Source organism: Prevotella sp. AM34-19LB, from assembly GCF_003468525.1.
Taxonomy (GTDB): domain Bacteria; phylum Bacteroidota; class Bacteroidia; order Bacteroidales; family Bacteroidaceae; genus Prevotella.
Window position 1 is genome coordinate 23,002 of sequence record NZ_QSIG01000024.1, and the last position, 13,338, is coordinate 36,339.

A 13,338-nucleotide genomic window follows, 5' to 3' on the forward strand; every position below is an offset into this window, starting at 1 on the left:
ATGTATTAGTAATTGTTTTGTACCAATGCTGGGTCTGAGTCAAGCTCTGCCTGAGCAATTGGGATATACTTCTTAGATTCTGTCCAAGAATTGGTACGATAGCCATACTCATCTGGTACCAATACGCTGGCAGCCTTGCCTGTACGAACCAAGTCGAAGTAACGCTTGCCCTCACCTACGAACTCCAAATGGCGCTCATTGATGACATCGTCCACTGTCACTGCACCAAGTTCTGCAATGCCGGCACGGCGACGAATAATATTCACGTAATCCTTAGCCTTGGTTGCATCGCCACCAGTCGCAAGCAACAACTCTGCTGCATTGAGGTAAGCCTCAGCTACGCGATACACACGGAGATTATTGTTGTAGTTCAAGTCCTTATCACCCGAAGTAGCATTATTCTCTGTATATGGACGATACTTACCAAGCCAGAAGCCTGTGTCTTGATAACGCTTGGTATATTCTACACCACGGCAATCCCATACGGTAGCATCACGACGCTTGTCATTAGATGCGAACATATTATAAGTCTCAGGTCTAACAGGCATGAATCCCCAGCCGTTAGCACCTGCGTCCCAGCCCTCGCCACCAGGCCATGAGTTTGGAGAAATCAAGGTAGGAAGTACTGTTCCACCAATACCTTGTGGATTGCCCCAAGTACGCTCGCTGAAACCTATCTCATAGTTCACCTCCCAGATGCTCTCCTTGCACCATTCGCCACTGTTCTTCCAGATAGAAGCAAAGTCGTCCATGATACCATACTCATTCTTGTCGTTGATGATTTCCTGCATATACTGCAATGCCGTGGCATAACGGGAAGTATCTTTCTGATACATCACCATCTCGGCATACATCATATAGCACATCGCCTGTGACATTCTACCACAATTGACATCATCCCAACGCATAGGCAATACATTAGAGTTGATGACTGACTCCAACTCAATAATCAAGTTATTGTATACCTCATCAGCGCTCAACTGAGGAGCGGTATATGGAGAAGAGAGGTTTTCCAAATAGAAAGGAATGTTTCCGAAGTAGTGCCACAAGTTATTGTAGTAATACACACGGAGGGCTCTGCCCTGCATTTCGTAAGATGCCTTGTTAGGAGCGGTGAGGTTAGCCTCTGCCCAACCCAAGTACTTCAAGAGGTCATTGCAACGCTTGATGCCTGAATAGTCCACTGTCCAAAGTGAGCTGAGGGTATTGCTGGAATTTGCCTCATAGTTAGAAAGCATGTGCCAGTTCTGCATATCGGTTTTGTTAGAACCGCCTACCCAGAAGTCATCACCCATAATCTCGGCATCAATATTGAGGGCATTATACTGTCCCAAAGCCCAGTCTGGCCAATGGGTAGGATCGTAAGCCGCATTCAGAGCCTCATTGATATGGGCATCTGTGGTATAATATTCTTCGAGGTTTTCACCTGATGGGTTCTCCACCTCTAGGAAGCTATCGCTGCAGGATGTGGTTGCCAATGTGATGCTGGCTGCCAACATACCAAAAGCTATATATCTCTTTGTTTTCATAATTGTCAATGTTTTAGAGGTTATTGATGTTAGAATGAAAGATTGAAACCGATGGTATAGGTGCGAGCCTGTGGATATACGCCATAGTCCACACCGAGAGAGGTACCACCTGATGAAATCTCTGGGTCGAAGCCCCAGTACTTGGTCCATGTGATGAGGTTTTCTGCCATCACGTAGAAACGCAAGCGGCTGATAGAGAGCTTCTGGGTCAACTGCTTAGGCAAGGTGTAACCCAAAGAGATATTCTTCAATCTCAAGTAAGAGCCATCACAAAGATAGAGGTCTGAAACCTGCCAGTTGGTAGCATCGCCATTCTTCAGGATAGGATACTTATTGGAAGTACCCTCACCAGTCCATCTGCCGAGCATCCAAGTAGGGAAGTTGCCAGAGTACACATCTGTACGATAGGTTGCATCAAATACCTTATTACCTGTTACGCCCTGCAAGAAGAGGTTGAGGTCGAAGCCCTTCCACTCTGCATTGAAGTTGAAACCGAGGTCCATGAAGGTGTACCATTACCGATGTTGGTGCGGTCGTCTGGATTGATTTTACCATCACCATTTACATCAACGAAACGTACATCACCTGGTTTGGCATCTGGCATAATCATGTTACCATCCTTATTTACGTAAGCCTGAACCTCTGACATATTCTGGAACACACCAGCTGTCTTATAACCATAGAAGTATGGGAAAGGCTGACCGTTAGATCCACGAGTTCCACCACCAGAGATACCCTGGAAGCTATCAAGGTCGATGTAACCAGTATCATTACCCAGGTTGGTCAACTCATTGTGCAGATAGGTAACATTAGCCTTGGCATTAAAGCGAGCATCAGAGACATGCCACTTATAACCGAGCTCAAACTCAAGACCAGAGTTCTTCATATCACCCACGTTGCCGATTGGCTTGGTCTCACCTACGTAGCTTGGGATAGGCATAGTAATCAACATACCGTTGGTCTTCTTTACATAATAGTCAGCTGAGAATGTCAGCGCACTGCCGAAGAAACCGAAGTCGAGACCGATATCAGTCTGCTCACTCTCCTCCCACTTCAAGTCTTCATTGGCTGTGGCATTCGCCTTAGAACCATTAAACTTGACTGCATTCTTTCCGAAGAGCACGTTGTTGCCCATAGCGGTCAATACGGTATAGCGGAAGTCACCGATGTTATCATTACCATTCTTACCCCAGCTAGCACGGAACTTCAAGTTGCTCAACCAGTCGCGAGTGCTCTCCATGAATTTCTCGTTCATAATGTTCCATCCGATAGAGGCAGATGGGAAGGTACCATACTTATGAGTTGGTCCGAAGCGGCTAGAACCATCTCGACGGATAGTAGCCTGAAGCATATACTTCTCATCATAGTTATAGCTCAATCGACCGAAGAGAGAAGATATAGCATGCACTACATTATTGCCACCTGATACACCATGCTCAATGGTTGGAGCACCTACAGAGATGATGTTACCTTCAGCATCCTTCACGATGGTCTGTGTATAGTTTCCTGTTGCATAGTCGATGGAAGGCTTGTTTACATTCACAAGATTCCAACGGCTGCCGTTCAGATAATCACTCTTATTCTTCATTGCACTCTGACCTAAGACAACAGCAAAACTGTGCTTGCCGATAGTCTTATCGTAAGTCAAAGTATTCTCTACCTGCCAGTTGATACCCTTGTCAGAGCTCTTGTAAGCTGAGGTATGTGTAGAATAGTTATTACCTGAGAGGTAATACTTGGATGCAGTATAGCTATCTGTACCCCAGAAGCTGAGGTCGGCACTATAAGTGAAATGATACTTCAAGTTATCCCAGAGCTGGAGGTCGATAGAGAACTTAGGCACAAACTTATGTGACCAGTTCTTAGCTGCTGGGCGCGCCATCATGGCAAGAGGGTTGTTCATCTCCTGATAGGTACCACCCATACCTGGGATAGTATAATAGTTGCCATTGGCATCACGGAGAAGCTCGTAAGTATCACGAGTACCATTCACTTTACCATTAGCATCGTATGTGTTAGGATCCTCGTAGGCATCATAATACTTCTTCGCCACATTGCTATTGGTTACCGTAGGAGCTAATGTTGGAGCAAGATAGAGGGCACTACCCAATACTGAGCCATAGATACTATTAGCATCGATACCAGTGCTCTTTACTCGGGTGTAAGCCATGTTGACAGTAACATCCAACTTGTTGAGGAAGTTGCGATCCTTGCTGGCATCCAATACATTATAAATGTTGTTGCTACGCATAGAGAGACGCTCATAGTTGCTCTGTCCGTAGTTACCACCTACGATACCTTCCTGCTTGTAGTAACCAAGAGAGAGGTAGTAGTTGATCTTGTCAGAAGCACCACTGATGCTCACCTCATGATTCTGCACAGGCGCATTGTCGTTGAATACCAAGTCCTGCCAATCAGTACCAAATCCATTGATAGCATTACCATTGGAGTCGGTCAGTTTGTATGGATCAGCATAGATAGGAGCCTGACCACCATTCACTGCACGCTCATTCTGAAGGATGGCGTAGTCAGTAGCGCTGGTTACATCACGCTTCTTCCATGCGCTCTGCCAACCGTATGAGAAGTTATAGTTAATCTGTGCCTTTCCTATCTTACCCTTCTTGGTGGTTACGAGAATTACACCGTTGGCAGCACGGGCGCCATAGATGGCACCAGAAGCAGCATCCTTCAACACCTCGATGCTCTCGATATCGCTTGGATTCAAATAGTCCAAACCACCCTCAATAGGCATACCATCCACGATGTAGAGAGGGTCGCTATTATTGATGGTACCAGTACCACGGATGCGCACCTTAGGTGATGCACCTGGCTGACCAGATGATGAGGTAACATTGACACCGGCTGCCAAACCCTTCAGGGCGTTGTCTACACGCACAGGGCTCTTGCCTGCCAAATCCTCAGAGCCAACCTTGGCGATGGCTGCTGTTACGACGCTCTTCTTCTGAACACCATAACCCACTACAACCACCTCGTCGAGGGTCTTGTCGTCTTGTTTCAGGGTAATGCGCATGTTGGCAGATGGCTTTACCTCGGTTTCCTTAAAACCGATATAGGTGATAACGAGGGTCTGACCACCATCAGCATCGATGGTGAAATTACCGTCCAGATCAGTGATGGCACCAGCACCCTTCTGCCCCTTCACCTGAATAGTTGCTCCGATCACAGGTTCTCCCTGATCGTCCAACACAACACCCTTGAAGGTGTTCTTTTGCGCGAACGCTGACGCTGACATTAATAATGCAGACGCCAGCAAGATACTTTTTGTTTTCATATCTTCGGTTATTAGTTTAGAAATTATTATATTCTATTGTTTATTCTTTCCAGTTTTTGTTATTTATACCTTAAAGGCTCGCCCCATCCTATATATAATTAATGTATAGAGCCTGTGCAGCTTTGCATCGTTAAAATGCGTTAAGCTTTGTTTTCGGTTGCAAATATAATATGATTTTTCGATATTTACAAGACACTTCAAGAGATAAGTGGATATTTTTAGCTTACCAAACAGACATCATTACTGATTATCAATCATTTACGTCATAACATTTCATACATGAAAGTAGACGCTATAAAGATGTCTTGAATAGGTTTCATCTCACCGCTTCTTCTGGATAATTGGAAATATAATACTTTTTTCAATTCATCTTAATCCACTTTTAGGATTTCCCTTATTCGATATAATTCTCAATCTAGCAAGCATTTATCACAATAGCTACTTTTACACTCATCCACTTTCGCCGCACATAGGGTTGTTTTTTCTCTTATTATTTACTAATTTTGCAAACAAAACGAATTTCTAACATAAATATAGCAACAAACAACAAAGTATATGAAACATTTGATTATGACATGTGTGCTTTGTGCATCGGCAATGAGCACCACAATGGCACAGCAATCACAGCAACAACTGCCTCTCTATCTCGATCAGAGCAAACCCATGGAACAGCGCATCGACGATGCGATCGCCCGCATGACTCTGCAAGAGAAGATTCGCATCATCCATGCACAGAGCAAGTTTTCATCAGCGGGAGTTCCTCGCTTGGGATTCCCAGACTTCTGGACCGACGATGGCCCTCACGGTGTGCGCCCTGACGTACTCTGGGATGAATGGGAACAGGCAGGACAGACCAATGACTCCTGCGTAGCCTTCCCTGCACTCACCTGCCTTGCCGCATCTTGGAATCCGCAGATGAGCCGCATCTATGGAGAGGCACTTGGTGAGGAGGCATTGTATCGTGGCAAGGACATGATACTGGGACCAGGCGTGAACATCTATCGCACTCCGCTCAATGGACGTAATTTCGAATACATGGGCGAAGACCCTTATCTGGCCAGCATCATGGTGGTACCTTATATACAAGGACTGCAGAGCAAGGGCGTATCAGCCTGCGTCAAGCACTACTGCCTGAACAATGACGAGGAATATCGCCACTTGGTAAACGTAAAAGTAAGCGACCGTGCCCTGCATGAGATTTATCTGCCTGCCTTCAAGGCTGCCGTAGAGAAGGGTAAGACATGGGCCATCATGGGCGCATACAATCTCTACAAGGATGAACACAACTGCCACAACCAGTGGACACTCAATAAGATACTGAAGGGCGACTGGAAGTTTGACGGCGTAGTGGTGAGCGACTGGGGTGGAGCCCACGATACCGACCAATCCGTAAAGAATGGGCTTGACATGGAGTTTGGCTCCTGGACCAATGGCCTCTCTTGGGGAGCCAGCAATGCCTACGACAATTACTACCTCGCCACACCTTATATAAAAGGAATACAGGAGGGCAAATACTCCACCAAGGAGCTGGATGAGAAAGTGCGCCGCGTATTGCGCCTCTTCTATCGCACCACGATGAATCCTGACAAGCCTCACGGATTCCTCTGCTCCGACCAGCATTATGCAACAGCCAAGCAAGTAGCCGAGGAAGGCATCGTACTCTTAAAAAACAAGAAAAATGTGCTGCCTATCGACGTGAAGAAGGCTAAGAAGATGCTTGTAGTGGGCGAGAATGCCATCAAGATGATGACCGTGGGCGGCGGCAGCTCTTCGCTCAAGGTACAGAAGGAGATTTTGCCACTCGATGGCTTGAAGGCTCGACTCAGCAAGGAAGGTATCAGCGTGGACTATGCCCGAGGCTATGTGGGCGATGTAACAGGCGAATACAATGGCGTTACCTCTGGACAGAATCTGAAAGATAATCGATCTGAGGCAGAATTGATAAACGAGGCGGTGAAGAAAGCCAAGGATGCCGACTATGTGGTGATGTTTGGCGGACTGAACAAGAGCGACTACCAGGACTGCGAGGGTCACGACCGCAAACAGTATGAATTGCCTTACGCCCAAAACAAGCTCATTGAGGCTTTGGCAAAAGCTAACAAGAATTTCATCTACGTCAATATCTCGGGCAATGCCGTGGCTATGCCTTGGAAGGCGCAGGTTCCTGCCATCGTTCAGGGCTGGTTTATCGGCTCGGAGAGTGGCGAGGCATTGGCAAGCATCCTCTGTGGAGATGCCAATCCTAGCGGCAAGATGCCTTTCACCTGGTATGAATCACTGAAGCAAGTGGGTGCCCATGCCCTAGACACTTATCCTGGCACATGGCGCAAGGAAGGTGGCGACAAGACCGAGGGCAACATCATCGATGAAGAATACAAAGAGGGTATCTACGTGGGGTATCGCTGGATCGACAAGCAGCAACAGAAGCCTTCCTTCAGCTTTGGTCATGGACTGAGCTACACCCAGTTCCTGCTGAGTAATCTACGCAGCGACAAGACTCAGCTGAATGCAGATGGCAGCATCACCTTCACCGTCAATGTGAAGAATGTAGGCAAGCGAGCTGGTGCGAGGTAGTACAGCTCTACATCCACGATGTGAAGTCATCCATTGATCGCCCTTACAAGGAGTTGAAAGGATTCCAGAAGGTATACTTACAGCCTGGCGAGAACAAGGATGTGAACATCACTATCCAGAAGGATGCGCTGAGCTACTATGACGAAACCACTGCATCCTGGAAGGCAGAGGCTGGACAATTTGAGGCACTCGTAGGTAATGCCGCAGATAATCTGAAGCTCAAGAAAACATTTGAATTAAAATAAGACAAGAAGTCCCGATGCAGAATTTCCTACATCGGGACTTTTCATATCATGATACTACGAAAAACATTATTTCATTCCTATCATCTTCACTTTGCTCTCAAATTCCTCCCTATCGCAGAGGGCACCATTCTTTACCTTGGCTCTATAATTATAGATGGTATTCACTGAATAGTGCAAGAACTCGGCTATCTTGGAGCTATCCTCAATGCCCAGACGAATGAGGGCGAAGATGCGAATGGTAGTGGAGAGCTTGCGGTCATCCTCTAATATGATGCGTTCCTCGGGCTTGAGGAGCGCATTGAATTCCTCCACAAAGTTAGGGAAGAGCTTGAGGAAGGCTGAGTCGAAATAGTCGTATAGCTCACCCACATACTCGTGGTCAGTCTGCATCATAGTGAGCAACTTGGTGAGCTCACGTGCCTTCACCAGTTTGATAACTCGCTTGCGCATGGTCTCTATCTTGTCCACGTACAAGGCGCAGAGGCGTAGGAATCTGCCTATATACACCTCCTTCATCTTATTGCTCTCGTTCAGATCTCCGTTCACCTGGTTCAAGCTCTCATTGACTGCATTGAGCTGCTCATTGGCAGCATTGAGTTGCTGCACAGCCCTCTCCAGTCTCTCGTTGGCATTCTGGAGTTCTCGGTTGGTGAGTTTCTGCTTGTGGAGGGCAGCGGCTATGCGCTGGCGCTGCTTGTTCACATAGAAGAGCAAGCCCAGTACCAAAAGCACCAGCAGGACGATCCAACAGATGGCAATCTTCAGATTGCGATTGGTGGTGGCAAGCTGCTTCTGAAAATTCTCCTCTATGGTGGTGAGCACAGGCATAATCTGACGGCTGCGGATAGGCGTACCAAAGATGGTGGCAGACTGCCAGGCAAACTTGATGTACTCGTAAGAGCGAGCCAACTGCTGCTCGTTAGCATCAGAATCCACACCCAAGATATTGGCAAGTTCCCAGAGCGAACCTTGGTCCATTACCGCCAATTTCACATCACTGATAGCAGAAAGGAGGAGATAATGACGATATTCAGTAAGCTGATTCAGCAACTTATAGATAATAGCACGATAGAAGGTAACGATGGCATACTCATGGGTACCAGGACTGGTAAGCGAGAGGCGTTTATCATTGATTTTCAATGCTTCCTGCATTTTTCCGCTATCTCTGAGTCTCACTTCCAGGAGTTGCAGATAGCGGTCGTCGGTGGGCTGTAATAGGCTCTCAGCCTTCTTGACATAGCCCTCATGTTTTTCACGATAATACTTCTTGAGGAAATCCACATTGGCATAATAAGCCATCTCGCCATATAGATGCATATAAGCCCAGTAGTAATTGCGCAGTCCTGCGGAATCGAGTTTCGCAGGGTCAATGGTTTTCAGCACATCGTATGATTCTGCGTAATCACCTGTGGTGGATTCCTGGAAGGCGAGCAGAGCCTTGGCATTGCCCTCCTGCTGCAGGTAGTTATTCTTATGGGCTAGGTCGATGCATCGATTGATATACTTCATGGCTAGGTCGTTCTTATAGGAGCGACATTCCTCAAAGAGAGCATAAGCCAGGTCATACTGAGTCTTAGGGGAGCGAGCCTTCATCAGCTTACTCTCCAACTGGGCTATGCGCCCCTCCCTCTGCTTCACATACTGAGCTGTCTGGGCAATGGCATTGTCCAGACTATCGTAGAGAGCCTCGGTCTCCTTGTTTTCGCCTGCCCTGAGGGCATTTTCGCTAACCAGCAGTGCAGGTGCCAAGAGCAGCATGCACATGAGGCATATTATTTTCATTGCTTTAATCATAGAATATTATCTTGGTTTTCAAATGTTCTTAATTGTTTATCGGATGCAAAAGTAATAAATAATATCGAAATCGCCAAACTTCCGTGGATAGAAATCAAGAAAATCTTTCATTTTGAGTCCACTTTTTCTAGAGATGCATTTTTCCTTAAATATCTAGCTAGCAGAAGCATCGCCTTTTCTCCCCTCCACTTTTCTCCACATTTTAACACTTCACATCACCAACTTATCGAAAATATTAGTATCTTTGCAGAAGATAAGGAATAAACAATAACATATATAATTATGAAGAAAAAGACAATCTTAGCAACACTCGTGGTAGCTATGCTGACGATAAGTCCGGCTATGGCTACGAAAATCAAGCCAATGAAGGAATTCGTGGACGAACTGATGGCGAAGATGACCCTGCAGGAGAAGATAGGACAGCTGAACCTGATGGTGGCTGGCGACATCACTACCGGCGGAGCACTCAACACCCAAGTGGGCGGCGACATAGCAGCAGGCAATATGGGTGGTGTGTTCAACATCAAGGGCATCGACAAGATCAAGGCATTGCAAGACATCGCCATCAAGAAGAGCCGACTGGGCATACCATTGCTCGTGGGTATGGACGTGATTCATGGTTATGAGACCATGTTCCCTATCCCTCTCGCCCTCTCCTGCTCTTGGGACACCGAGGCTATGAAGCAGGTGGGCGCCGTATCTGCCAAGGAAGCTACCGCCGATGGAATCAACTGGACATTCTCGCCGATGGTAGACGTGGCACTCGATGCCCGCTGGGGTCGCATCAGCGAGGGCAATGGCGAGGATCCATATCTGAGTGGCGTGCTCGGGGCAGCTATGACCCAAGGCTATCAGGCGAAACCGCCTCCAAGATGTGGGCTAAGGGCAACGGATTCATAGCCGACAACAACAAGATGCTAGCCTGCCTCAAACACTTTGCCCTCTATGGAGCGGTGGAGAGCGGCAAGGAATACAACACCACCGACATGAGCCACGTACGCATGTTCAACCAATACCTCCCCCCTTACGAAGCAGTAGTGAAGGCTGGAGTTGCCACAGTGATGTCATCCTTCAATCTCATCGACTACGTGCCAGCCACTGCCAACCGATGGATGATGACCGACGTGTTGAGAAACCGCTGGGGATTTAACGGCATGCTCGTAACCGACTATGCCAGCATAGCCGAAATATTGCAGCATGGTACCGCCCAAAACCTGAAACAAGCTGGCGAAGAGGCTCTGCATGCAGGCACCGACATGGATATGTGCGCCAAGGCATATGTACAACATCTAGCCCAAAGCGTGAAGGAGGGCAAGGTGAGCGAGGAGGAAATCAATCAGGCTTGCCGCCGAGTACTGGAGGCAAAATACCGATTGGGACTCTTCAAGGATCCTTACCGCTACTGCGACACCAAGCGCAGCAAAAAGGACATTTACACCCTGGATAACCGCAAGGTGGCAAGGGATGTGGCTGCCGAGACCTTTGTATTATTAAAGAATGAGAACAACATCCTGCCACTGAAGAAGGAAGGAAAAGTGGCTCTGATAGGTCCGCTCGCCGACACCCGCAACAATATTGCTGGCACATGGAGTGTGGCACAAGCACCAGAGAAATATACCACCCTCAAGGAAGCTATGCAGCAAGCCCTCAAAGGCAAGGCTGAACTACTCTATGCACAAGGTAGCAATATCTGGAGAGATGCACAGCTGCAGAAGAATGGCGAGCTTGACAAGCCGATACAACGTGGTGACAACGAGCTACTGAAGGCAGAGGCCATAAAGGTAGCCAAGGATGCCGATATCATCGTATGTGCCATGGGAGAAAGTGCCGACATGAGCGGCGAATGCGGCTCACGCACCAATCTGGAGATGCCTGATGTGCAACATGAACTATTAGCCGAACTTGTGAAACTAGGTAAACCTGTTGTGCTTCTCAACTTCTCTGGTCGCCCAACGGTATTGACTTGGGAGAAAGAGCATGTGCCTGCCATCATGAACGTATGGTTTGGCGGATCAGAAGTGGGCGATGCCATCTGCGATGTACTCTTCGGCGATAAGGTTCCATCGGGCAAACTCACCACTTCCCTACCAAAGACCACGGGTCAGGAGCCTCTCTACTATAACCACCAGAACACAGGACGCCCTGTACCTGACGACAACCCTCGCTTCGCCAAGTTTGCCAGCAACTATCTGGACGTAAGTAATGGTCCGCTCTATCCATTTGGATATGGACTGAGCTACACCACCTTCTCTTACGGCGACTTACGCTTGAGTCAAAGCCAAGCATCCATCGCCACGAATGAGGCTGATGCCTGGAAGAATGATGAGAAGATTACAGCCACCATCACGGTACAAAACACAGGCAACAAGGATGCCGACGAGGTGGTACAGCTCTACATCCGCGATATGGTGTGCTCAATCTCTCGCCCTATCAAAGAGCTAAAGGGCTTCCAGCGCATCCACCTGGCAGCAGGTGAGAGCCGGGAAGTAAGTTTCGACATCACCCCAGAGATGCTCAAGTTCTATAATGCCGAATTGAAGCACATCTTGGAACCTGGAGATTTCGAAATCATGGTGGGCACCAACAGCAATGATGTGAAGATGCAACCATTAACGATTGGCATGTAAAAAACATCAAGAAAAGTATCTATAAAAGACTGTCCCGACAATATCAAGTCGAGACAAAGTCTTTATTTTTTTATTGCTTCCCCTTCGAATACTTTTTTTATCTCACTAGGAAATATTGGTCTCTTCACGGTGTAAATGTTTGTAATCCACGAAGAAAGTTATGTTCCGCAGTGTTGAACTTAAGTTCAACACTGCGGAATACAAGTTCAGCATTGCTGAACATAAGTTCAACACTGCTGAATATAGTTTTTAATTAAGAATACAAGAAACTCATTCTTCTAAAAAACTTAAATCTTATAGTGCAATCAATCTTACTTCGTCATCTCAAAGCCCATGCGCACGCCATCGTAGTTATCCACAATGCTGCTCACGGCACTCATCGTAGTGCTGCCGGTAAGATTCAGCTTGCTCAGGGTCTTGATCAGAGTGAGCAGCTTCTTCTGCTCAAAGAGAAGGCTGATGCCATTGGTGGTGCGGGTGGCAAAACCCGAAGCACTCAGCAGCAAACCCTTCAGCTGGATGGCATGCGTCTTCTCATCGAAGGTATAGGTGCCGCTCCATGACTTGCCGTCAATCTTGGCTGCAAAGGTGCCATTGGTATTGAAGGTAAAGTAGGTATTGCTCTTGCTGAAACCGAACTTATTGTAGTACTTGCTCAGATCCTCCTCAATCTTGCTGGCAGCAATCTCGCCGCCAGCCTTTGCCAGCAGGTTCTCTGAGGTGAAGGCGCAACCCGGCTTGCTGTACTTCCAGGTATGGGCACAGAGATCTGCCTGCGAGAAGGAGGCAGAACCTATCACATTGTTCAGAATGCCACTGATGATGCTGCTGCCGGTAGTAGTTTTCTTCTTCGATGTCTTTTTAGTTGTTTTCTTCACAGGCATCAATTCTGAAAGTGAAGCCTCCTGAACAGCTTCATTCATTGCGCATACATTGCTGCCGGAAGTGCTGGCAAGCACCAGGGCAGCCATAAAAAATACCTTTTTCATTTTTTACTTTCTATTTATTATAATTGTAACTATCGTTTCAAAAAATGCTTTTTTCATCATTATTTGTTATTTTCTTAGACGAAAGAGGCATCAAAAGGTTCAAAATATCGTTCAGAAAAGACATAAATGTTTCATTTTTTTGACATACATCAAAAAAGAACGATTATTAGCATAGATTTCTCAAAAAGTTTACCCGAATATGATAAGAAAACCCTATCTTTGCACCGTTAACAAATCACAATAGGTTATGAATGATTTAATTAAGGTCAACACAATGAGTGAGAACAT

General features: G+C 46.9%; 3 protein-coding genes and 3 pseudogenes. 2 read left to right on the forward strand and 4 right to left on the reverse strand.

Translation table 11 applies throughout. The features are described 5' to 3' along the window. Positions 1 to 5: 5 nt before the first annotated feature. Positions 6 to 1,529: a RagB/SusD family nutrient uptake outer membrane protein gene (locus DW830_RS08895; protein ID WP_119249618.1), complete on the reverse strand. Its 1,524-nt coding sequence runs from the start codon at positions 1,527 to 1,529 to the stop codon at positions 6 to 8. A gap of 29 nt (positions 1,530 to 1,558) precedes the next feature. Continuing rightward, a pseudogene (locus tag DW830_RS08900) lies at positions 1,559 to 4,821 on the reverse strand (SusC/RagA family TonB-linked outer membrane protein). A 555-nt stretch (positions 4,822 to 5,376) separates the two neighbouring features. On the opposite strand from DW830_RS08900, the pseudogene DW830_RS08905 reads away from it, so the two are divergent. Continuing rightward, positions 5,377 to 7,640, forward strand: a pseudogene (locus DW830_RS08905) (glycoside hydrolase family 3 C-terminal domain-containing protein). A 66-nt stretch (positions 7,641 to 7,706) separates the two neighbouring features. Here the strand turns inward: DW830_RS08905 and DW830_RS08910 are convergent. Then, positions 7,707 to 9,422, reverse strand: a complete 1,716-nt coding sequence (locus DW830_RS08910) for a DUF6377 domain-containing protein (RefSeq protein WP_147487242.1) — start codon at positions 9,420 to 9,422, stop codon at positions 7,707 to 7,709. Positions 9,423 to 9,716: 294 nt separating this feature from the next. Between DW830_RS08910 and bglX the strand changes: the two are divergent. Beyond that, a pseudogene (gene bglX / locus DW830_RS08915) lies at positions 9,717 to 12,061 on the forward strand (beta-glucosidase BglX). 311 nt (positions 12,062 to 12,372) lie between these two features. Here the strand turns inward: bglX and DW830_RS08920 are convergent. Then, positions 12,373 to 13,050, reverse strand: coding sequence for a DUF4923 family protein (locus DW830_RS08920; protein WP_119249620.1), 678 nt, complete (start codon positions 13,048 to 13,050; stop codon positions 12,373 to 12,375). Between the last annotated feature and the right edge of the window lie 288 nt (positions 13,051 to 13,338).